Here is a 21,070-nt window from a genome sequence, read left to right on the forward strand (position 1 = left end):
GACACGGACTTCGAACTCGGCCCAAGGTCCGAGCCTGTTTCCGGGACCGGGACCGGTCGCTGGGACCACGCTAGAACATGGGCCCGGTTTCCGGGACCGGTCCCGGTTGCACAGACAGCTAGTGCGTGTAGACGCGAATCGACGACGCGAGCGGCCCGGGCGGGTTCAGCGCGAACGACGACAGCACCCCGTCGCCGGAGTAATCCACGAGCGCCCAGAGTTCAGACCCGCCACTCACCACGTAGCGCTCTCCGCTTTGAAGCGGCACCGTGGCGCTGGCCCCGGCGCCCACCGTGAGGTCTACCGGGGTGCCAGCGGCGGGGGTGAGGGTGAGCGAGGCATCCGCTGCCCCACTGTTGACGAGGTGCAGCGTCGGCGACGGGCCGTCGGCCACGGCCACCACGAAGGGGCCCTTGAGCGGCGCCGACGCCGAGAACCAGCCGAAGTCCTTACCGCCGGTGCTGTCAGTGGCGGTGCGGGCGGCCGCGACGATCGGCTCGTCGGAGCGCAACTGCACCGAGAAGCTGCCAACGGCCAGCGGCGCGAGCGGAATTTCGGTGGCGATGCCGGGCTCGACATCCACCTGGGTCGACGTGCCGGAACCTGACCCGTCGGCGCTCGTCACGCCGATCTGCACGGTCGCCGCCGCATCACCCGGCACGAACACCCGAATCGACGCGGTGTCGGCGTTGAACCCCTCGCCCGTCGTCACCGTCTCCTCGCTGACGGCCGCCGTGACGCGTACGCCGGCAATGATCTGGTTGGTGGCGGGGGTCGCGGTGGTGCCGATGATCTCGACTCCGCCCGGTTCGATGCCGCGAATACTGCTCTGCTCCAGCGACGCGGCAACCTGCCCGCCGCGCGAGGAGACGTGCAGAACCGGCGATTTCACGTTCGGCGCGAGTCCGGCTAGCGAGATGACCCGCTGCTCGCCCGGCTGCACCAGGATGCCGCTCGCGCCGGGTGCGTCCACGAGTCCGGTCTCGCCGTAGACCGTCACGTTGACGGTCGCAAGTACGGAGGTCGGGTTGCCGAGCAGCAGCAGGCTGGTACGCCCGATATCGGTCGAGCCGCCCACGATCCAGCTGTCGCTGACCGCTTCGGCGCAGGCGGCGACGGCGAGCCCGCCAATGGTGTCGGTGGCGGCGACCTGCGACTGACTTCCGGCCACGAGAGGCGGAACGGTCGCGCCATCCTGCACGGGAACGGTCAGCAGCAACGGCGGCTGCCGGCTGTTCGAGTCGTCGACCGCGCTTATCTCGGTCACCTGCGGCCGAATCTGTTCCAGCGATGAAGCCTCAACCGCTCCATACACAGCGGATGCCGCTCCCACACTCGACGCGGACTGCGCCTTCGTCGAGTCCTCGGCCAGGGTCAGCAGTGGTCCGGGGCAGACCCGCTGCTGCTCACTGGGCAGCGGCGCGATCTCGCTGGACTGCGGGTTGCGTTCAACGGTCGGCAGCGTCACGAGGGTGGCCGCGCCGAGCGTCGCGACGACGACAGCGATGCCGACGAGGCCGAGCACACCGCGTCCGGCCCGGCCGCCGATGCGGGCGAGTTGGCTTTTATCTGGCATTGTCGTCCTTCGGTCGGTCGTTGGCAGCCGGGCCGACGCCAGAGACGCCAGGCGTGCCAGCCCCTGAGGCAACGGCCGGGTCGGCAACAGCTGGTTCGGCCGCAGCATCGTCGTCGGCGAACCCGTCGTCCGATTCCAACCCGGTTCCGACGCCGGTCTCCCGGTCGATCGCGAGGTCGGCTTCGAGATCGGTGCCGAGCGGCACCTCCAACTCCTCGTCACGATCGGATGACACAGCACCCTTCGACCGCCGCACGCGCTTGGGCTTCTGTTTGGCGTCGGCACGGGCGGCCCGACGAATCGCGTCGCGGTTGGCCTGGCGCACGGCTTCGCGCCCGGCGCCGATCGGCAGCGACAGCAGAACGGCGCTGCCCACCACGGCGAAGGCAATGAGCAGGGTCACCAGGCCGAAAACGCCGCCGGCGCGAGCCGGTATCGGGGTCGAGGCGGCAGCATCCGTTTCGCCGAACTGCCAAAGGCGGCCGAACTCGGTATCGCCGACCGGGGCCAGGCTCGAGTTGCCGTCGAGGGCGGTTTCGGTGCGCAGCGCGGTGTCGGCCGCGTCGACGCCGGTATCGCCGGGCTGCAGCACAATAAAGCGGATGCCGAACTCGGCCAGGTCAGCGTTGGTGTCGAGTCCGCTGTGCGAGGCCAGGTTGCCGGCGAGCTCCGCGAGCGCTTTCTCGCGGGTACTGAGAGTCGCATCGGTGCTGTCCAGGGTGGATTGCTGGTTCAGTGTGGCGCCGATACCGCGCTCGATCGTGGCGAGCAGCCCGCCGTCAGCCTGCGGGGTGAGCTTGAGCGTGCCGACCCGGTTGTCGATCTGGGCCTCGGCGGCGACGAAGGCCGGCTGGGTCTGCCCGGTTCCCTCGCGCACGGCGGCGGTGCCGAGGTGCAGCGAGGCGACCAGCGGCAGCACGACCACGGCCAGGGCGAGCGCGGCGACCACACCGGGCGTCGATGCGAAGCGGTGCAGGGAGCGCAGGCCGATCACCAGGGCGCTGACTAGTCCGAGCCAGTACAGACTGAGGCCGCTGCCGGTCCAGACGCGCACCGGTTCGGCGCCGATCGCGGCGAGAACGAGCTGGTTGACGGCGAGGGCGGTGCCGAAGCCGAGCAGCGCAACGAGCCAGGCGCCGCCGGCGAGGCGCGCGCCGGGCAGCAGCAGCGCGAGCAGGGCGAGCACGGCGAGGGGCGCGAGCAGAATCGGTACGAACAGCTGCGGGTCCAGGCCCTCGACGCCGAAGCGGTCGAGCACGCCGGCCCAGCCGTCGGTTCCGGGCAGTCCGAGCAGAAGTTGCAGGGTAGGAGCCTGGCCGCTCGGCACGGGCAGGCCCGGGTCGGCGACGAGGTTCAGCCAGTCACCGCGCAGTCCCTGGTTGACCAGCAGGGGCAGGGCCAGCGCGAGCGACGGCAGCGGAATACCGATGAAGCGCATCACTCGGCGGCCGGCCAGGGCCACGCTGAGCGCCCAAACCACGAGCAGGGCCGGGGCGAGCGAGGGCGCGCAGGCGACGACGGCCGCGAACAGCAGGGCAGCGGATGCCGATGCCGACCAGGTGCGCGCGGCGGCGAACCAGGCGAAGAACAGCCACGGCAGCAGCAGGTGCACCAGAATCGCGGCCGGACGTGCGTCGGCGAGGGCGATCAGAAAGGTCGGGGCCAGCACCCAGAGCGCGGCGGCCAGGGCGCGCAGGCTGCCGCGGTCGGTCAGCCGGGTCGCGGCCATCCAGGCGCCAACGGCGGCGAGGGGAAAGGCGAGCGCGTAGACCAATACGAAAGCAAACGACGGCGACCAGAACGCAATCGAGCCGAGCACGGCCACAACCGCGGCGAACGGATCGGCGGCGCCGACGAAGCCGAGCCCCAGGTCGCGCCAGCCGAAGCCGACACTCGCCCACAGTTCGGGCAGGGTCGGAGACAGCGGCAGCAGCCCGCCGCCGGTGAGGGTGTCGGCGCCGAGCAGCGGCACCATCATGATGATGCCCACGACCGCAGCGGCGAGCATGGTCCAGGCGCCGCCGCCGGAGAAGAATCGAATCTCGGGGCGTTCGCCGTGCAGGCCGAACAGGCTCGCCTCGCGCTTGAGCGAGTGTCGCCGGCGCACCTCATTCGAGGGAACCCGCAGCGTGGAGATGGCATCCCAACCGAGCGTGCGCGTTTTCGCAAAGGAGCGGCGGGCGTTGCCGACGCGCATGCCGTTGAACGCGGCGCCGAACGCGGCCGCGAATTCGCCCACGATCGCGCCGGGTTCCTTGCGCAGCAGTTGCCCGAGCGAGCGCACAAAAGCCAGCGGCAGCAGCGACAGCCAGTGAAAAACCAGGGCTCCGGCGGGCGCGTAGACCAGCCGGCGGTGCAGCTGCGCTGAACGTTCCGCGCGCACGCGGCGACGGCGGAGGCTCCCCCGCGAGGACTGGTTGGGCCCGGCGACGCCGTCACCGGCCGAGGCGACGCGGGCCGCCGGAACGACCGACACGCGGTACCCGGCGAGCCGCACCCGCACGCAGAAGTCGAGGGAATCATCCACTGTCGGCAGGGCCGGGTCGAACCCGCCGAGCTGCTCCCACACCGTGTGGCGCACGAGCAGGCCGCCGGCGCTGACGGCGAGCACGTCGCTCAGGCCGTCGTGCTGGCCCTGGTCGAGTTCACTCTCGACCAGGGTGACGGTGGCGCCGGTCGGCGTCATCGACTCGCCGAAATTGTGGATATATTCGCCGGCGATCCATTCCATGACCTTCGGTCCGGCGACTGCTACCGAAGGGGCGATCTCGAGCGCGTCGACGAGCACCTCGAGGGCGGTCGGGTCGGGCGCGCTGTCCTGGGCGAGCAGCCAGAGCAGCTCGCGGTCGTGCGTGGGCGGCGCGCTCACGCGCACTGCGGCGGCGATCGCCTGACCAAAGTTCAGATCGGAGTCGGCGGCAATGAACTGCGTCGGCCCGAATCCGGCGAGCATCTTTGCGGTCGCATCGCTCGAACCGCAGTCCACGGTGATGACGATGTCGGGTTTACGGGTCTGCAGCGACAGCGCCTTGAGAGTTCGCTCAAGGTGTTTCGCGCCGTTTCGGGCGACAAGGATGGCGGTGACTCTGGGTTGCATAACAGAACCAGCCTAGGTCGGGATCGGCCCGCGGCCCTGAACCGAGAGGGCGCGCCTCAAATATTGGCGAGGCATTAGCGAAGCGGATGCGGCGCCATCCGCTCAGAGACCGGGTCGCGTCGGTCTGTGGAGCGGCTCGCCTGCCGGCATTTGCTTGCGAGCGCCGAAGGAGTTAGGCGCGCTTTCGCAGTTTGCGGCGTTCGCGCTCGGAGAGTCCGCCCCAGATGCCGAACCGCTCGTCGTTGCTGAGCGCGTATTCGAGGCACTGGTTGCGCACCTCGCAGCCGGAGCAGATCTTCTTGGCGTCGCGGGTGGAGCCGCCTTTTTCGGGGAAGAACGCCTCGGGGTCGGTCTGGGCGCAGAGCGAGTCGGCCTGCCAGGCCAGAAGGTTCTCGTCGCCGAGATCTTGTCGTACGCCCGGGACACCGAGGGTGACGGGGTCAACGAACCAGTCCTCTGGTACTCCGGAACGATAGTCAGGTATAGCCATATCGTCTCCCAGCGCTCGCTACGCACCGTTTGGTGCTGCACCTAATTACACCGGTGTAATTCGCTAACGTCAAGTCGCAGATCGTAAACCCTCAATACGGGCTGGAGGGTTGCGACGCGCCGATGATGGCAAAATCTGGCATTCGGGGGTACGCGGGCTCAAAACAACGTCGCGAACGTAGCACGATCGTTGGCCCGACCGGCGTGTCGCTGAGCTCAGTGCGCGGCGGTGCGCGAGGAATCCCAGGCGCTCTGCACCATCTGCTCCAGGGTGTGACGCATGTTCCAGCGCAGGTCGCGAGCCGCGAGCGCGCCGGAGGCCACGATGCGATCCGGGTCGCCGGCGCGGCGTGGGCCGATCTCGGGCGTGAAGTCGATGCCGGTGACCCGGCGCACCGTGGCCATGATCTCGCCGACCGAGACGCCGTCGCCGCTGCCCAGGTTGTAGACCGGTTCGATTGCGTCGCCGGCGTCGAGGCGGCGGGCCGCAGCCACATGGGAGAGCGCGAGGTCGGCCACGTGAATGTAGTCGCGCACGCAGGTGCCGTCGGGCGTGGCATAGTCATCGCCGTTGATGCGCGGCGTGCGGCCGTCGAGCAGGGCCGCAAAGACCAGGGGAAAGAGGTTGTGCGGGCTGGTGTCACGCAGTGACACGTCACCGGAGCCGACCACGTTGAAGTAGCGCAGCGAGGTGTGGCGCAGGCCGGTCGCCACGGCCTGGTCGCGCAGCAGCCACTCGCCGATCAGCTTGGATTCGCCGTACGGCGACTCCGGGCTCTTCGGCGTCTCCTCGGTGACCAGGTCGGTGTGCGGCGTGCCATAGACAGCGGCGCTCGAGGAGAACACAATGCGATCGATCTCGGCCGAGCTCATGGCGGCGAGCAGCGTGGCGGTTGCCGTCACGTTCTGCTCGTAGGTGTGCAACGGGCGCTGCACCGAGACACCGGCGTACTTGAAGCCGGCCACATGAACGACTCCGTGCACGTGATGCTCGTGGAAGGCATGCAACACGGTTTCGCCATCGAGCACGTTGGCCCGAATGAACGGCACGTCGGCCGGCACGAACGACTCGTGTCCACTCGAGAGATCATCGAGCACGACCACGTCAAGGCCTTCAGCCTGGAAAGCACGCACCACATGCGAGCCGATATAGCCCGCCCCGCCGGTTACCAACCACGCCATGAGGCTCCGCTCGTTCGCGTGGCACTCGATGCGCCACCGCTACAGGCTAGCGCCAGCGAATCAGAGCGTCATATTCGTCGGTCACGTGGGGAGTTTTCTGGCCGTAGCCGTCGAGGTACAGGGAGCGGATCGTGGCAGCAATACCCGCGACCGCAAGGACGATGAGGAGGAACATAAAGATGAACATGGCAGAAACTCTATGTATTGTGCTTTTCTGCCGCGAGTGGCAGCATTGACACCGTTCGACACATTTCTGCCAACCTTGACGAGAGGATGCCCATGCTCCAGAAAATCGTCTGCGTCACCCTCCCGGGTCTGGCGCCGTTCGAATTTGGCGTGATCTGCGAGGTGTTCGGCATCAACCGCAGCGCCCAGGGCGGGCCAGCCTTCGACTTCCACGTTGTGGCCGCCGAACCCGGACCGATCCGCACCAAGATCGGCTTCGACATCGTCGTGCATGACGACCTGTCAGCCGCCGCCGATGCCGACCTGATCGCCATTCCCGGCTACGAGTCCGGCGCACCCATCGACCCCCGCGTGCTCCAGGTCGTGCGCGACGCCGAAGCCCGCGGCGCCTGGGTACTCAGCGTCTGCAGCGGCGCCTTCGTGCTCGCCCACGCCGGCATCCTCGACGGACGCCGCAGCACCACCCACTGGATGTACACCGACGCCCTCGCCCGATCGTTCCCCCAGACCACCGTCGACCCCGACGTGCTCTTCGTTGACGACAACCACGTCGTCACCGGCGCCGGCACCGCCGCCGGCATCGACGCCGCACTGCACATCGTGCGCACCGAGCTCGGCGCCACGGCCGCCAATATCATCGCCCGCCGCATGGTCGTGCCGCCGCAACGCGACGGCGGCCAGTCGCAGTACATCGAAGCCCCGGTCGTGGACTGCCAGGACGAATCCTTCGCCGCCGTCACCGAGTGGATGCTGCGCCACCTCGACCAGGAACTACCGGTCGACCTGCTCGCCCGCAAGTCGCTCATGTCACCGCGCACCTTCGCCCGCCGGTTTCGCGCTGAGCTCGGCACCACGCCGACTCGCTGGCTCAACCGGCAGCGACTGTTGCGCGCACAGGAACTGCTCGAAGACAGCTCCCGCAGCCTCGAAGAGATCGCCGCCGACACCGGCTTCGGCGCGGCCGCCGTGATGCGCCACCATTTTTTGCAGGTTCTGCAGACCACCCCGACCGCCTACCGCCGGGCCTTCGGCCCCCGCAAGGTCGGCTAGGCGCCGGACATCGCCAGAAAGACCTCGCCGGTGCCCGCGAAGGTCAGCGTGCCCTCGTCGGGTGTGACGTACACAGCCTGGCCGCGCTTCAGAGCCCGCGACGACCCGGAACCCGCGACCAGAAACCCGCCGGCCGTGCAGATCGCAATGGCCGGGCCGGTGAGGGTGATCTGTCGCATGGTGACGGGTGTCGCCGATGCGGCGGCAGCATCCGCTTCAATGTGCACGAGCTCGAAATCAAGCACCCCGGGGCGATACACCGAGACGCCCTCCGCGAGCGCGACCGGCGCGAGGTACGGCGCCGTCACCGCCTCGAAGTCGAGCACCGCGAGCAGCTCCTCGATATCGATGTGCTTCGGCGTCAGCCCGCCGCGCAGCACGTTGTCGGAGGCGGCCATCAGCTCCACGCCGAGTCCCGACAGATACGCGTGGATGTTGCCGGCCGGCAAATATAACACCTCGCCGCGTTTCAAAGACACCCGGTTGAGGAGCAGGGCCAGCACGATTCCGGGGTCGCCCGGGTACTCGGCGGCGAGCGCGCGCACCGTCGCGAGCTCGCGCGCGTAGCCGATGGCCGCTCCGCCCGCGGCCAGGAACTCGGCGTGCGCGGCGAGCGCGACCACCCGCTCGACCAGCCATTCCACCTCGCCGGAGTCGCCGCCGCGACCGTCGCGCAGCAGCCAGTCGACGGTGTCGCGCAGCCCCCCGGCCAGGTGATTCTCCAGCGAGTCGATGGCCGCGGCCTGCGGGTTCTCGGTGGCGAGGTCGAGCAGGCGCAGCTCGGCGATGATGCCGCGCACCTCGGGCAGCGGGCGGAATCCGCAGAGCGCTTCGAAACTGTCGCTCAGGGCAAAAATGAGTTCGGGCTTGTGGAACGGGTCGCGGTAGTTGCGGTTGCCGGCGTCGACGGCGATTCCGGCCTCGTTTTCGAGCTCGAATCCGGCGCGGGCTTGCTCTGTCGTGGGGTGCGCCTGCAGCGATAGCGGGCGTCCGGCGGCCAGAATCTTCAGCAGAAAGGGGAGGCGCGGGGCATCCGCTTGCCGCGTCGCCCAGCCAGCGCCGAGTGCCACCTCGGGCGCAGAAGCGATCCACTCGGCGAGGTTCGAAGACCCGCCGACCTGCGACGGATCCTCGATTACCGACGGTGACCCGGCGTGGGCCCCCAACCAGAGCTCGGCCTCAGGCAAACCCGACGGCGTGCGACCCAGCAGATCGGCGATCGCATGCGTGGACCCCCAGGCGTAATTGCGCGGCGCGTTGGTGATGCCCACAAACATGTTCGGCTCCTTCTCAAAGTGTTTAGACCAAACTACCAACCGACTTCGAGCATTCAGCCAACGACCCTAGGCTGACCAAACCGCACCGGTCGCGCGTCGACCGCCCATCTTGCAACGGAGCATCCATGACCTTTGAGCTACTCGGCAGCGACTTCTTCGGCTACGAAAACCTTCTCACCGAGCCCGAACAGACGGCCATCGTCAAACTGCGCGCCTACCTCGAAAAAGAGGTACGGCCGATCGCAAACGGATGCTGGGACCGCGCCGAATTCCCCACCCAGATCATCAAGCCGCTCGCTGAGCTCGGCATGTACTCCTTCGGCTGGGAGTCAACGAAGCCGTTTGCGAATTCGGCGGTGTTTCGGGGATTCGTGGCGCTGGAACTGGCGCGAGTGGATGCATCCGTCGCCACCTTTGTCGGCGTGCAGAACGGCCTGGCGGCCGGGTCGCTCGAAGCCTGCGGGTCGGACGAGCAGCGGGCCGAGTGGATTCCGCAGCTGGCCTCGGGCGACATCGTTGGAGCGTTCGGGCTGACCGAGCCGCTCAGCGGTTCGGACAGCGCACGGGGCCTGCGCACCACGGCCACTCGCAGCGGCGACAACTGGACCCTGAACGGCGCCAAGCGCTGGATCGGCAACGCCACGTTCAGCGACATAACAATCATCTGGGCCAAGGACACCGCCGACAACCAGGTGTTGGGGTTCATCGTTCCCACCGATACCGCCGGCTATGCGGCCACCAAGATCGAGGGCAAGATCAGCCTGCGCGCGGTGCAGAACGCGGACATCACCCTGACCGACGTGGTGGTTCCCGAGCGCCTGCGCCTGCAGAATGCCAACTCGTTCAAGGACACCGCCAAGGTGTTGCGGGCCACGCGCGCCGAGGTCTCCTGGGCGGCCGTCGGCAACGCCATCGGTGCTTACGACGCCGCCGTCGCCTACGCGCACGAGCGCGAACAGTTCGGCAAGCCGATCGGCGGGCACCAGCTCGTGCAGGACCTGCTGGTCAAAAGCCTCGGCAACATCACCGCGAGCCTCGGCATGGTCGTGCGGGTGTCGCAGCTGCAAGACGAGGGCGTGCAGCGCGACGAGCACTCCGCACTCACCAAGGCCTACACGACCAGCCGCATGCGCGAAAGTGTGGCCTGGTGCCGCGAGCTGTTCGGCGGCAACGGCGTCACCCTCGAGTACAACGTGGCCCGGCACTTCGCCGACGCCGAGGCCATCTACTCCTACGAGGGCACCCAAGAGATGAACACCCTCATCGTGGGCCGCACCATCACCGGCCAGGCCGCCTTCGTCTGAGCTTTCGGCGCGGGTGACGTGTGGCCCGGGGGCGGGCCACACGTCGATGTGTAAATGTACCGGCGGCATGTGCTGTAACGGCAGCCCCAGACGGGGTGCCCCCAGAAAGAACGACCCCGGCCGCACGCTCTGCCGCGATCCGTTTGGCGCGGCGTGTCGCAGATTCCCGGCGTTACGTACCCAAACGGATGGCCTGCGACCCCGCTCCCGCGATCTCTACCCGGAGTGCCGTTCATAACTGCGGAGATTTCGCACGAACCGGGTCGTCATAGCCGGATTTCACGCATTCGCGGGAACATCTCCGCAGTTGTGAACACCGCCTCGAGTAGGGCTGCAGATTCTTAGGCACCCGCCCCCAAAACCGGCCGTGTACTGTGCGACAACCACACCCCCGGGCTACGGTGTCGGAATGAGACTTGACGAGCACGGCCGCGCGTGACGACCGACCAGGGGCTTGACGCGATCGTCGTCGGATCCGGCCCGAACGGCCTCGCCGCCGCCGTCACCCTCGCCCGCGCCGGCCTCAGGGTGCGCGTCTACGAGCGCAACGCGCAGATCGGCGGCGGGGCGGCAACCGCCGAGCTCACCCTGCCCGGGTTCCACCACGACGTGGGCAGCGCCGTGCACCCACTCGCGCTGGCCTCCGAGTTCTTTCAGAAGTTCGGTCTCAAAGACCGCATCGAACTCACTGTGCCCGAGATCTCCTACGGGCATCCGCTGCCCGGCGGCCGCGCCGGCGTGGCCTGGCATGACATCGAGCGCACCGCGGCCGGCCTCGGCCGCGACGGCCCGGCCTGGCTTCAGCTGCTGAATCCCCTCGTCGATAACATCTCAGAAGTCGCCGAACTCACCGGGGACTCGCTGCTGCGGGTGCCGCGGCATCCGCTCACGCTGGCCCGGTTCGGGCTGCGCACCCTTGAGCAGGGCGGCCCTGCCTGGAACTGGCGCTTCACCGGCGACACCGCCCCGGCGCTGCTCACCGGAACGTTCGCCCACTCGATCGGGCGGCTGCCGAGCCCGTCAACCGCCGGCGCCGGCCTCGTTCTCGCCGCACACGCGCACGCCGGGGGCTGGCCCATCCCCACCGGCGGAAGCGGCGCCATCGTTCAGGCCCTCGCCGACGACCTGCTCGCGCACGGCGGCGAAATAATAACGGATGCTGACATCCACAAGCTCACAGACCTGCCACCGGCCCGAATCGTGCTGCTCGACGTGACGCCCCGGGCGCTCGTCGAGCTGGCCGCCGGGGCCCTGCCCGACCGGTACACCACGACCCTCAGCCGGTTTCGTTATGGCAACGCCGTCGCCAAGGTGGATTTCGCCCTGAATGAACCGGTGCCGTGGAGCGCCGACGACCTGCGGCGAGCGCCGACACTACACGTGGGCGGAACCCGCGCCGACCAGGCCCGCGCCGAAAACGCCGTCGCCCGCGGGCAGCACTCCGACTCCCCCTACGTGCTCGCGAGCCAGCCGAGCATCATCGACCCCAGCCGCGCCCCGGAGGGCAAGCACGTGCTCTGGGCCTACACGCACGTGCCGGCGGGCTCCACCCGCGACCAGACCGAGCAGATCACCCGCCAGATCGAACGCTTCGCCCCGGGCTTTCGCGACACCATTCTCACCACGGCCAGCCAAACCGCCGCGCAGATGCAGAACCACAATCCCAATCACATCGGCGGCGACATCGCGGCCGGAGCCATCAGCCTGGCCCAACTCGTGCGCCGTCCCGTGCTCTCGCCCGACCCGTGGCGCACCCCGCTCGACGGCGTCTACCTGTGCTCATCGTCGACCGCGCCCGGCCCCGGCGTGCACGGAATGTGCGGCTACCGAGCTGCTCTGAGCGCCCTGGCCCACGAATACAACATCCTCACGCCCCCCGACCTCGCTCCCCCCGCCCAATAGGTCCGCGAGAGCGGGTGAAGTGTTACTTCGGCCGCTCCGAAGCAACACTTCACCCGCTCTCGCGAATCGCTTGGCAGCATCCGCTCGCCGCAACCACCCGAAGGAGCCCCGATGGCCGTGAACTACCGAAAATTCAGCTGCACCCCCGAGCAGGTCTTCGCGGTGCTCGAAAACGGATGGCTCTACCCCACCTGGGTCGTCGGCGCGAGCCGCATGCGCGACGTCGACGCGAGCTGGCCCGCGGTCGGCAGTCGCATCCACCACTCGGTCGGAGTCTGGCCCGCCCTCATCGACGACACCACCTCCGTGCTCGAGTGGAACGCGCCCCGCCATGTCATGCTCAAGGCCCGCGGCTGGCCAATGGGTGAGGCGCACGTGTCGATCGACATCCAAAATCACGACAGCGGATGCCGCGTGCGCATCACCGAAGACGTCGTCGCTGGCCCGGCCCGCCTGGTTCCCACCTCGCTGAGCAATCTGGCCATCGGTTACCGCAACACCGAGACCCTGCGCCGCCTCGCCTACCTATCCGAGGGCCACGCCGAGTAGCCGCGTCCCCTCGTCCCGCCTCGTCCCTCCTCGTTCTGCGAGAGCGCAAAAAGTGCCCGATTGGAGGGCTCAATCGGGCACTTTCTGCGCTCTCGCGTGACCTGGCGCATCGGTGTCGCGCCTGCCGATACAACAACACCGGTAATCTGAAGCCATGTCCGCCGTGCAGAGTCGCCTCGTCATTCGACTCTTCGCGACCTTCGTCTGGTTCACCGTTCTGGCCGGCCAGTTCTGGCGCAACCTCGGCGGCTGGTGGGGCTTCGGCGCCATCGCCCTCATCGTGGTGGTCGGCAGCGTGATCGGCCTCAGCACCCAGCGCACCAACGCCCGCAACCGCGCCGCCGCCCGAAAACTCGTCAACGCAGGCAACGCCGCAAACGACACCCCCACCGACCGCGACATCGCCCGCGGAAACACCTACCAGGCCGCCCTCGCCCCCGCCCTGAACTGGCGCAAGTTTCCCAAGACCATCACCGCGTTCCTGCTACTGGCGACCCTGTCCATCGCGTGGTCGTATTACCCGGGGGCATCCGCTCTGGGTGTGGCCCTGCAGCTCATCACCACCCTCGCCGCGCTGTTCCTGGCCGTCACCCTCACCTGGCCGGAGCTGCTGCGCACCCTGGGGGGCGCCCTGCGCTGGGTGCTCGCACTCAGCCTCGTGTTCGAGCTGTTCGTGGCCGTCGTCGTACAACATGAAGTGCTGCCGTTCTTCGTCGACTACGGCACGAATGACGTACCGAACGCCTTTTACTGGAGCCGCGGCCTGCTGCTAGCCGGCGGCCCCATCGAGGGCATCGTCGCCAACCGCAACCTGCTCGGATTTATCGCACTCACCGCCATTATCGTCTTCGCCGTTCAGCTACGAGCCCACACCGTCAAGCGCAACGCCGGCCTGGTCTGGCTGGCGCTGGCCATCGGGATGCTGCTGCTCACCCGCTCCGCCACGGTCACCGTGTCGCTCGTCGCGGTCGTCGCCGCCCTGCTCTTCGCCCTCTGGGCGCGCAGAGTGCACGACCAGCACCGCCGGCCGCTGTATGTCGTGGCGGCGGCATCCGTTCTGGCGGTGGCAGCGGCGCTCGCGCTGTTCTCCGGGCAGCTGTTCGGCGTGCTCGGCCGCAGCGACGACCTCACCGGCCGCTTCGACATCTGGGGCAGCGTCACTCACCTCGCCCTGGAACGTCCGGTGTTCGGCTGGGGCTGGGTGAGCTACTGGGTGCCGTGGGTGGAACCGTTCAACGACCTCGCCGTGCGCAAGGGCGTCACCTACCTGCAGGCGCACAACGCCTGGCTCGACGTATGGCTGCAGCTCGGCATCATCGGCGTGATTCTGTTCGCCGCCCTGGTCTTCTCCACCCTGTGGCGGGCCTGGTTTCTGGCCGTCGACCGGCCTCGGCTCGGCGTGAAAGACACCGAACCGTTCGCCGCCAGCGCCCTGCTTCCGCTGCTGCTGCTCGCCGCGCTGATCGCGCAGAGCATCGCCGAAAGCCGGATGCTGATCGAGAGCGGCTGGGTGATACTCATCGTGCTCGCCGTCGTCACCAAACGACAGCAGCACGCGCCACGACCAATGCCCTGACCTCGGCGCGGTAAATTAGAGGATGCCCACCCTGCCCGAAGCCCTGCGTCGCGTACTCGCGTCGCCGAAATTCGCGGCTTCGCTCACGCTCATCATTCTGGCCACCGCGTTCAGCACCCACCTGCTGCGCAGCGTCATGGGCTGGGCCGGCCTCATCGGCATTCTCGGCGGCCTCGTCGTGCTCGCCATCTTCTCGCTCGTAGCCCGCCGCCCCATCGTGGAGTGGCACGGCCTGCTCCCCATCTCGATCATCGTGTTCGTGGCCTGGTGCGCGCTCTCCGGCCTGTGGAGCGGCTACGTCTCCGACACCATCATCGGCGTCAGCTACCAGGTCACCGTGGGGTTCCTCGCGATCTACGTGGCCCTCGTGCGCGACACCTTCCAAGTCGTGCGCGCCACCGGCGATGTGCTGCGCGTGCTGCTCGGGCTCTCCATCGTGCTCGAGGTGCTCTCAGGCCTGCTGCTCGACCTGCCGATCGCCTTTCTCGGCGTCGTCGGCGACATCGACCGGCTCGGCCCCATCCAGGGCATCTTCGGAAGCCGCAACGTCTTCGGCCTCATCGCCCTCATCGCCGCGGTCACCTTCTACGTGGAGCTGCGCGCCCGCTCCATTCCGCGCGGGCTCGGCATCGGCTCCATGTGGCTGGCCGGCATCTGCCTCGTGCTCACCCGCTCCCCCGTCATCGTGGTCGTCGCACTCTGCGTGACCGTCGCCGCGCTCGCCCTCTACCGGCTGCGCCGCACTGCCGTTGACGGCAGGTGGATGCTGCAGCTCGGCCTCCTGAGCGCGGCTCTCGTGGCCGCCGGCGCGGCCTGGCTCGGCCGCGCCGCCATCATCAGCGCCCTCAACGCCGGCAGCGAGTTCGAAGCCCGCTACTCACTCTGGACCGAGATGTGGCGGCTGGTGGAGCTGCATCCGCTCGAGGGCTGGGGCTGGGGCGGATTCTGGCCGCAAGACGTGACGCCGTATGGCTGGCTGGAATTCACCACCGGGCGCGTGCACGTGACCGGCCTGAACGCCTACCTCGACGTGTACTTTCAGGTGGGACTGATCGGCTTTCTGGCGTTTCTCGCCCTGGTGCTGCTGGCTTTCGTGCGCTCCTGGCTGCTCGCTTCGAACAAGCGCTCGCTGGCGTATGTCTGGGCTCCGCTCATTCTGGTGACCCTGCTCGTGACGAGCGCGGCCGAGAGCACCATTCTGTTCGAGTTCGGCTGGCTGCTGCTCGTGATCTGTGCGGTCAAGGCCGCGCAGGGCCTGAGCTGGCGCAGCGCACTGCCTCACAAGCAGCACCCCGACGCGCCGTAGCGGTTGCCCACGGCACGACTCTGGCCGATTCGAAACTCCCCATGCCGATGGTCGAGCCCACCGTGACCGCCAAACCGCAAACGGTGTGATCCTATCCTGTGCCTGCCCAAGAGAGCGTCAGCTGGCTTCGGCATCCCGTTGCCGTTTGAGTTCGAGCACGAGCGGGCTTTTGCTGGCGAGCGGAATGAGCGTTTGCGTCGGGTCGATCGTCGCGGGTGGTTGCAGCCAGAACTGGCCAGGCTCGCCAATCACTCGCCAGCCTTCCTGGTGAAGTCGGCGGTGGCAGGGACCGCAGAACAACAGTCCACGTTCAATGTCGGTCGCGCCCTTGTCACGCGCCCATTGGTCGGCGTGGTGCGCCTCCGTTCGGGAGGGTGGCATGTCGCACTCCGGAAACATGCAGCCGCCGTCGCGCACGCCCATGGCCACGCGTTGCGCCTCACTGAAGGTGCGTGCGGTCCGGCCCAATTTCAGCGGATGCCCCGCCTCGTCTATCAGCAGCCGCAACTGGCCGGTGTTGCAGATAATCTGCTGCACTGTTTCGAGGGAGATCGGGGCGGGGTTGCCCTCGAGAAACCCATGGCCGACCTGGGCAGTCGGCTCCTTCCCGGCTCCTGCCTTGCCGAATGGCGCTGACGCAGGCGGCGTCGAAACGGGTGGAGGCGATTGCGCGCCGTTGCCACTCGTCGGGCCGGCTGCGGCCTCAGCGTGCTGAGACCCACTCTGCGCGGCCTGAGGCTTGCCGGTGACCTCGTTCCGGGTTTCAGCGGTGTCTGCTGGCACGAGTCCGGCTCGCTGAAGATCGGCCTGGGTAACGACGATCCGCACGGCCGGCTGGCGTCCGCCATACATTCTGGTGGGATCTGCATCGGTGCCGGTCTTGAGTAGCGCGGTGAAGCAGTCGGCGGCGATCTGATCCACGGTGCGCGGGTCATTGCGTACCCGTTCGGCCCAGGCTTCCTGCTCGGGGTCGACGAAGCGCACGCCACCGCGGCGGCGAGGGCTGGTGAGGCAGTCGTAAGCGCTGAGCCAGTACTCGCCCTGCTCCGGTGCGAGCAGCCCGCTGAGCACGACCATGCCGTCTTGGCGGCGAAAGAGTTTGAACTTGGTGTCGTCGCGGGCCTGCTTTTCTCTGGCGCGAATGCCGGCTTCGTCCAGCTGGTCCCGTAAGCGGCGAGCCCGGCGGTACACCAGCTCGACATTAAGCCCAGTGACCTCCAGCACCAGTGCCGTGAGCGCGTCGCGAAGAATCTGGGCCGACACGGCCAGGTCGATCTCGCCGAGGCCGCGTCGCAGGGCGTCAGCCTGGTCGACCGTGAGATTTCCGACGGCGTGCACGATCGGCGCCTGCCACGGCACCTCCACCATCTCAGATTCCCCTTAGGCGAGGTCAAAGTTGTTCGGAGGGTTCAGCAGTAACTCCGCTGCTCGCTTCTCCGCTTGGTCGGCCGCCAGCTTTTCTGCAGCATCCGTTTCGCCTATCAAGATGCCCGACGTGACCAGCTTCACCGCCTCCCCGCGGCTGGAACCGTTCACGTGCTGAATCATCGCCTCCGGTGTGGCGAACCCCTGCCGTGCCGCCAAACCCGCCCGGCCCAGCTCCGGCCGCGACCGGCGGGCGACGGTGCCGGCCATCCATACCGCGAATACATCGAGCAGGTGCCGAGCCTCGGCTAACGAGTGCTGGCCGGCCAGCACCTCAACCTCTGGCAGGGCGTCGAATGCCGCGCTGCAATCGCCCAGAGAAGCGACCCGATCGGCCGCCCGGCGAAGCTCATCAGCGAGGTTGTGCATACCTCAATTCTCCCAGCAACATACCTAAACCGCGAATTATCCTCAATATCTGTGGATAACAAATCGAACTGGAATCTGTGGAGGAGCGGTTCCCAATGGCACGTACCGCCCCTAGGCGCCCAACTGCTACGGCTGCTACATTAGCGGCATGAGAACAATCGCTCATCGCGATCTGCGCAACAACAGTGCCGAGGTGCTCCGCGCCGTGCGAGATGGCGAGACGCTCCAAGTCACCAATCACGGCGAGGTCGTCGCCGTGCTGTCCCCGCCGCCCGCAGCACCGCTCGGCAGCATTCAACACCGACCGCCCCTGCTCCGCGGAGGGTTCTCCAAACTGCCGCTCTTCCCTGCTAGCGTGAGCACCGAGTCCGCCTTAGACGAGCTGCGCGCTGAGCGTTGATCACCTACCTGGACACCTCAGCCGTCGCAAAGCTCCTCGCTGACGAAGCGGAGACTTCCGCGCTCCGGGCGTACCTCGACGCCAGGGTCGCCGGCGGCGATGCCGATCTGGTCTCGGCTTTTCTCCTGGAAACCGAATTGCGGCGCATGGCTACGCGAACAGGAATACCACAGACCGCCGTCACCGACGTGCTCTCACGATTGGCCGTGATGGACATGGACCGCAGCGTCTTCCGGGAAGCCGGACTCCTGAGTAGCGCCAGCTTGCGCAGCCTGGACGCTCTCCACATCACCGCAGCGCTCCATGCAGGAGCCAACGAGTTCATCACGTACGATGCTCGCCAACAGGAGGCAGCCGAGGCCGTCGGGCTGCTCGTACGCACCCCGGGACGGGCCTAGCTTCTCAGCGAGCGAGGTGCATGCTGACGGTGCTCAGGTCAGACCGGCTGCACCAAGTCGCGTAGCACGTCCTGCAGACCCAGCCCGAACCGGCAGTAGTCCCCCGCGCGCCAGCCGCGCACAATCGGCCCGACACGTAATAGGCGCGCCGCCGGCAGCGCGCTCCGCCGCGCTTCGTGCGCCAGCTTCGCATCGATCAGCGCCAACACCGAAGCCGATGCCGCCGGCTCAAACCCCGAGGCCCGTTCCTGCAGCGCTGCGGCTCGCGCCAATAGCCGCGCGTTCCGTGCTGTGCGCGGTGCCCGCAGCCGACCGAGCTTGCCGGAGGCATCGAGGCTCGTCACACCGATTTGATTGCCGCCGTGCTGCCGATAGTCGGTGAGCTGATCTTCGAGGAGGTCGACGAGGCCGGTCGCGGCGGCGACCATGGCCATCCATTCGTCATGTACCCACGCCGCAGGAAACGGTAGTGCCTGTTCGACGAGCTCGCGCCGAACCATCATCGTTGCGCCGGTCACGATGTTGCGGCGCAGATACGCGTCGATGGCATGCCCCGCGTGCACGGCTGCCCGGTCGGCAGTGGACACGCCCAAAGTTTGCAACAGAGTGAAGCCGAGGGGGGCGCCGGCAGCATCGACCAGCCGCGCGTCGGCGTGCATCATCAGCAGCGCAGGTCGACGCGTGAACTCGGCCACCATACGTTCTAGACGCTCAGGCCACCAAACGTCGTCCTGATCGCAGAGCGCGATGAGGTCGCCCGTACAGGCCGCGACCGCCTGCTCGAAGTTCGCGGTCACACCGAGAGCGGTAGCGTTCCGTAGGACCACAAGTTCGACAACATGTGCCGCATCCTCTGCCCGCCAGGCCGCCAAAACTCGCTCCAGAAAGGTCAGCGTTCCGTCCGTCGACCCGTCGTCGGACACCACGATCTCGTCCGGACGCAGACACTGCCCCAAAATGCTGAGCAGCTGCTCTTCGATATAGGCGGCACCGTTGTAGGTGCACAACGCGACGGAAATGTTCAGAGTCATCGGTTGTTCATGTCCTTCATATAAGGCAGTGAACCAGGATTACCGGTCTTGCCACGTACTAAAGATCACGGACAGTTCAGTGTTGAGTTCGACCCCTGCGAAGTCCCAGGGTTCTGATTGGCCCGAATAGACTCCTTCAACCTGGTCGATAGACCCGCGGGACACCCCCTGACGTTCCATCGCCACGATATTTGCCCCATGAACACGAGCCGGACTCCCGTAGGCCTTTGCGAAAGGCGGCACATCATGGGTAACAACAGATCCCATGCCCACCATTGAACCTGCACCAATCTGCACGCGCTGGTGCACAACGGTACCGAGCCCGAGATTTGCCCCCGAGCCAAGTTTGACGTGCCCAGCCAAAAGCACACTAGAGGCAAGAGTCACGCCATCACCGAGTACGCAGTCATGGGCGATGTAGGCCTGGTTCATGACGAATGAATCGTCACCGAGTCTCGTCTGTGCCTTCCAACCCTGGTGGATCTGGACGCCTTCACGAATAACGTTTCTGCTTCCAATGGCAACCCCGTTTCCCGTCGCATCTGCCAAAGCGATCGGGTGGGCAAATGAACGAACCTCGGGAGGCGGGCCGATCATGGTCCCGGTGCCTATCCAATTATTATCGCCAATCGATACAGGACCACTGATGACAACAAATGCACCAACAGTATTTCCCACTCCGAGCTTCACGTCGCCGGAGATTATGGCAGTGGGATGAATCGAATTCGTCATGCGGACCTCTGATGCTCGTTTGGCGGGGTGCACCCCAGAACGGCCCCCGTATCTACGGTAGGTTACAAGAGCATCTTCTGTGCGCCCCCACCCCTATATATACGCTCCGCGAGGTTTCATGATTCCCATCACATCGGTACGTTTTGGTAGCGAAGAGGAAGAACTTGTCCTACAAGTCCTTCGATCGGGTTCAATCGCCCAAGGCCCGATGGTCAAGAAGTTTGAAGATCGGTTCGCCCAGATGTGCGGGGTCAAGCACGCAATAGCCGTCAATAATGGAACGACGGCCTTGGTGGCGGGTCTTGAGGTCATGGACCTGCGTGCCGGGGACGAAGTTATGACCACACCCTTCACTTTTGTGGCGACGGTCAACGCAATTTTGGAGTCTGGTGCTACAGCCACCTTCGCCGACATCAACGAGGATGACTTCAACCTCGACCCCGCCTCCATTGCCGATCGCATTACACCCAAAACGAAGGTCCTGGCCCCTGTTCACCTGTACGGGCAGATGGCCGACATGGGCGCGATCTCTGCGATGGCCACGTCTCGAGGTCTGCGGATCCTTGAGGATTCGGCACAGTCTCACCTCGCGACCTACCAAGGCGCAGCGGCCGGTTCGTACGACATCGGAACGTTCTCTTTCTATGCCACCAAGAATCTCACGACCGGCGAAGGTGGGATGATTACAACCAACGATGATCTGACCGCGGACCGACTTCGCGTGTTGCGCAATCAAGGTATGCGGGAGCGATATGTCTATGAAATCGCCGGACACAACTACCGCCTGACCGACCTCCAAGCTGCCGTGGTGCTTCCGCAACTCGATCGCTACCCCGCGACTCTGGAACGCCGGAGGCACAATGCGGCGCGGCTCACGACTGGACTGAGCACCGTTGCAGGGATTGTTGTGCCGCACCAGATGCCTGAGCGCACGCATGTCTGGCACCAGTACACGATTCGCGTCACGGAGGCGTCCGCGCTCAGCCGGGATGAATTCGTCGCCAAATTGCAGGAGGCGGGCGTCGGCGCAGGCATTTACTACCCCAAGCTCATCGGGGACTATGATGCTTATCGCGATCACCCACGTGTGATCTTGAGCGACACTCCAGTGGCAGCCCGTGTCGCTCAGCAGGTTCTTTCTCTCCCGGTTCATACCGCTCTCTCCGACGATGATCTTCAACGCATCATTGATACGGTCACCACGTTAGCGAGGGCTTAAAC

At 66.7% G+C, this 21,070-nt stretch carries 19 protein-coding genes; 9 read left to right on the top strand and 10 right to left on the bottom strand.

The annotated features are described in order from the left end of the window. Positions 1–118: 118 nt before the first annotated feature. From BLS91_RS17345 to BLS91_RS20065, 5 genes are all read right to left on the bottom strand, one after another. Positions 119–1,576 (bottom strand): DUF5719 family protein, encoded by a 1,458-nt coding sequence (locus tag BLS91_RS17345; protein ID WP_092342009.1) that lies wholly within the window; start codon positions 1,574–1,576, stop codon positions 119–121. Next, a complete protein-coding gene (locus tag BLS91_RS17350; RefSeq protein ID WP_092342010.1) occupies positions 1,566–4,673 on the bottom strand; it encodes a glycosyltransferase family 2 protein in 3,108 nt (1,035 codons plus the stop codon). The genes BLS91_RS17345 and BLS91_RS17350 overlap by 11 nt, the downstream gene beginning before the upstream one ends. Before the next feature lie 172 nt (positions 4,674–4,845). Then, on the bottom strand, positions 4,846–5,163 hold the full coding sequence (locus BLS91_RS17355) for a WhiB family transcriptional regulator (protein ID WP_092342011.1): 318 nt from the start codon (positions 5,161–5,163) through the stop codon (positions 4,846–4,848). A 215-nt stretch (positions 5,164–5,378) separates the two neighbouring features. After that, positions 5,379–6,344 carry a UDP-glucose 4-epimerase GalE gene (galE, locus tag BLS91_RS17360; RefSeq protein ID WP_092342012.1) on the bottom strand — a complete coding sequence of 322 codons (966 nt, stop codon included), beginning with the start codon at positions 6,342–6,344 and terminating at the stop codon, positions 5,379–5,381. 46 nt (positions 6,345–6,390) lie between these two features. Continuing rightward, positions 6,391–6,531 (bottom strand): hypothetical protein, encoded by a 141-nt coding sequence (locus BLS91_RS20065; protein ID WP_159433895.1) that lies wholly within the window; start codon positions 6,529–6,531, stop codon positions 6,391–6,393. 92 nt (positions 6,532–6,623) lie between these two features. Between BLS91_RS20065 and BLS91_RS17365 the strand changes: the two genes are divergently transcribed. After that, positions 6,624–7,580, top strand: coding sequence for a GlxA family transcriptional regulator (locus BLS91_RS17365; protein WP_092342013.1), 957 nt, complete (start codon positions 6,624–6,626; stop codon positions 7,578–7,580). On the opposite strand, the gene manA is transcribed toward BLS91_RS17365, so the two are convergent. Further along, positions 7,577–8,857, bottom strand: coding sequence for a mannose-6-phosphate isomerase, class I (gene manA / locus BLS91_RS17370; RefSeq protein WP_092342014.1), 1,281 nt, complete (start codon positions 8,855–8,857; stop codon positions 7,577–7,579). The genes BLS91_RS17365 and manA overlap by 4 nt on opposite strands. A gap of 125 nt (positions 8,858–8,982) precedes the next feature. Here manA and BLS91_RS17375 point away from each other — a divergent pair, with 125 nt between their 5' ends. The 5 genes from BLS91_RS17375 to BLS91_RS17395 all read left to right on the top strand — a co-directional run bounded on the left by BLS91_RS17375 (position 8,983) and on the right by BLS91_RS17395 (position 15,494). After that, on the top strand, positions 8,983–10,161 hold the full coding sequence (locus BLS91_RS17375; protein ID WP_092342015.1) for an acyl-CoA dehydrogenase family protein: 1,179 nt from the start codon (positions 8,983–8,985) through the stop codon (positions 10,159–10,161). 435 nt (positions 10,162–10,596) lie between these two features. Then, positions 10,597–12,063 carry a phytoene desaturase family protein gene (locus tag BLS91_RS17380; RefSeq protein WP_092342016.1) on the top strand — a complete coding sequence of 489 codons (1,467 nt, stop codon included), beginning with the start codon at positions 10,597–10,599 and terminating at the stop codon, positions 12,061–12,063. A gap of 111 nt (positions 12,064–12,174) precedes the next feature. Continuing rightward, the gene (locus BLS91_RS17385; protein ID WP_092342017.1) at positions 12,175–12,612 is read left to right on the top strand and encodes an SRPBCC family protein; all 438 of its coding nucleotides are present in this window, start codon (positions 12,175–12,177) and stop codon (positions 12,610–12,612) included. Between the two features lie 154 nt (positions 12,613–12,766). Then, the gene (locus tag BLS91_RS17390; protein WP_092342018.1) at positions 12,767–14,188 is read left to right on the top strand and encodes an O-antigen ligase family protein; all 1,422 of its coding nucleotides are present in this window, start codon (positions 12,767–12,769) and stop codon (positions 14,186–14,188) included. Positions 14,189–14,210: 22 nt separating this feature from the next. Next, positions 14,211–15,494, top strand: a complete 1,284-nt coding sequence (locus tag BLS91_RS17395) for an O-antigen ligase family protein (protein ID WP_092342019.1) — start codon at positions 14,211–14,213, stop codon at positions 15,492–15,494. Positions 15,495–15,611: 117 nt separating this feature from the next. On the opposite strand, the gene BLS91_RS17400 is transcribed toward BLS91_RS17395, so the two are convergent. Continuing rightward, complete coding sequence (locus BLS91_RS17400) at positions 15,612–16,862, bottom strand: DUF222 domain-containing protein (protein ID WP_092342020.1); 1,251 nt, start codon at positions 16,860–16,862, stop codon at positions 15,612–15,614. Between the two features lie 12 nt (positions 16,863–16,874). Continuing rightward, on the bottom strand, positions 16,875–17,288 hold the full coding sequence (locus BLS91_RS17405) for a hypothetical protein (protein WP_092342021.1): 414 nt from the start codon (positions 17,286–17,288) through the stop codon (positions 16,875–16,877). Between the two features lie 148 nt (positions 17,289–17,436). On the opposite strand from BLS91_RS17405, the gene BLS91_RS17410 reads away from it, so the two are divergent. After that, positions 17,437–17,688, top strand: coding sequence for a type II toxin-antitoxin system Phd/YefM family antitoxin (locus BLS91_RS17410; RefSeq protein ID WP_092342035.1), 252 nt, complete (start codon positions 17,437–17,439; stop codon positions 17,686–17,688). After that, positions 17,685–18,086 carry a type II toxin-antitoxin system VapC family toxin gene (locus BLS91_RS17415; RefSeq protein ID WP_092342037.1) on the top strand — a complete coding sequence of 134 codons (402 nt, stop codon included), beginning with the start codon at positions 17,685–17,687 and terminating at the stop codon, positions 18,084–18,086. The genes BLS91_RS17410 and BLS91_RS17415 overlap by 4 nt, the downstream gene beginning before the upstream one ends. 38 nt (positions 18,087–18,124) lie before the next feature. Here BLS91_RS17415 and BLS91_RS17420 read toward each other — a convergent pair whose 3' ends face one another. Continuing rightward, entirely contained in the window at positions 18,125–19,117 is a 993-nt protein-coding gene (locus tag BLS91_RS17420) for a glycosyltransferase family 2 protein (RefSeq protein ID WP_092342039.1), read from the bottom strand. Between the two features lie 39 nt (positions 19,118–19,156). After that, on the bottom strand, positions 19,157–19,849 hold the full coding sequence (locus BLS91_RS17425) for an acyl-ACP--UDP-N-acetylglucosamine O-acyltransferase family protein (protein WP_092342041.1): 693 nt from the start codon (positions 19,847–19,849) through the stop codon (positions 19,157–19,159). Between the two features lie 118 nt (positions 19,850–19,967). Between BLS91_RS17425 and BLS91_RS17430 the strand changes: the two genes are divergently transcribed. Beyond that, positions 19,968–21,068: a DegT/DnrJ/EryC1/StrS family aminotransferase gene (locus tag BLS91_RS17430; RefSeq protein WP_092342043.1), complete on the top strand. Its 1,101-nt coding sequence runs from the start codon at positions 19,968–19,970 to the stop codon at positions 21,066–21,068. The last annotated feature ends 2 nt before the right edge of the window (positions 21,069–21,070 follow it).

This window comes from Cryobacterium flavum (assembly GCF_900103805.1).
In the GTDB taxonomy this organism is placed as follows: Bacteria; Actinomycetota; Actinomycetes; order Actinomycetales; family Microbacteriaceae; genus Cryobacterium; species Cryobacterium flavum.

Bases quoted from the DNA above. Each gene is read 5' to 3' on its own strand.
- BLS91_RS17425 (WP_092342041.1), bottom strand. From the start codon at position 19,849: ATGACGAATTCGATTCATCCCACTGCCATAATCTCCGGCGACGTGAAG.
- BLS91_RS17420 (WP_092342039.1), bottom strand. From the start codon at position 19,117: ATGACTCTGAACATTTCCGTCGCGTTGTGCACCTACAACGGTGCCGCC.
- BLS91_RS17355 (WP_092342011.1), bottom strand. From the start codon at position 5,163: ATGGCTATACCTGACTATCGTTCCGGAGTACCAGAGGACTGGTTCGTT.
- manA (WP_092342014.1), bottom strand. From the start codon at position 8,857: ATGTTTGTGGGCATCACCAACGCGCCGCGCAATTACGCCTGGGGGTCC.
- BLS91_RS17390 (WP_092342018.1), top strand. From the start codon at position 12,767: ATGTCCGCCGTGCAGAGTCGCCTCGTCATTCGACTCTTCGCGACCTTC.
- BLS91_RS17410 (WP_092342035.1), top strand. From the start codon at position 17,437: ATGAGAACAATCGCTCATCGCGATCTGCGCAACAACAGTGCCGAGGTG.
- BLS91_RS17345 (WP_092342009.1), bottom strand. From the start codon at position 1,576: ATGCCAGATAAAAGCCAACTCGCCCGCATCGGCGGCCGGGCCGGACGC.
- galE (WP_092342012.1), bottom strand. From the start codon at position 6,344: ATGGCGTGGTTGGTAACCGGCGGGGCGGGCTATATCGGCTCGCATGTG.
- BLS91_RS17350 (WP_092342010.1), bottom strand. From the start codon at position 4,673: ATGCAACCCAGAGTCACCGCCATCCTTGTCGCCCGAAACGGCGCGAAA.
- BLS91_RS17365 (WP_092342013.1), top strand. From the start codon at position 6,624: ATGCTCCAGAAAATCGTCTGCGTCACCCTCCCGGGTCTGGCGCCGTTC.
- BLS91_RS17395 (WP_092342019.1), top strand. From the start codon at position 14,211: ATGCCCACCCTGCCCGAAGCCCTGCGTCGCGTACTCGCGTCGCCGAAA.
- BLS91_RS17385 (WP_092342017.1), top strand. From the start codon at position 12,175: ATGGCCGTGAACTACCGAAAATTCAGCTGCACCCCCGAGCAGGTCTTC.
- BLS91_RS17375 (WP_092342015.1), top strand. From the start codon at position 8,983: ATGACCTTTGAGCTACTCGGCAGCGACTTCTTCGGCTACGAAAACCTT.
- BLS91_RS17430 (WP_092342043.1), top strand. From the start codon at position 19,968: ATGATTCCCATCACATCGGTACGTTTTGGTAGCGAAGAGGAAGAACTT.
- BLS91_RS17405 (WP_092342021.1), bottom strand. From the start codon at position 17,288: ATGCACAACCTCGCTGATGAGCTTCGCCGGGCGGCCGATCGGGTCGCT.
- BLS91_RS17400 (WP_092342020.1), bottom strand. From the start codon at position 16,862: ATGGTGGAGGTGCCGTGGCAGGCGCCGATCGTGCACGCCGTCGGAAAT.
- BLS91_RS20065 (WP_159433895.1), bottom strand. From the start codon at position 6,531: ATGTTCATCTTTATGTTCCTCCTCATCGTCCTTGCGGTCGCGGGTATT.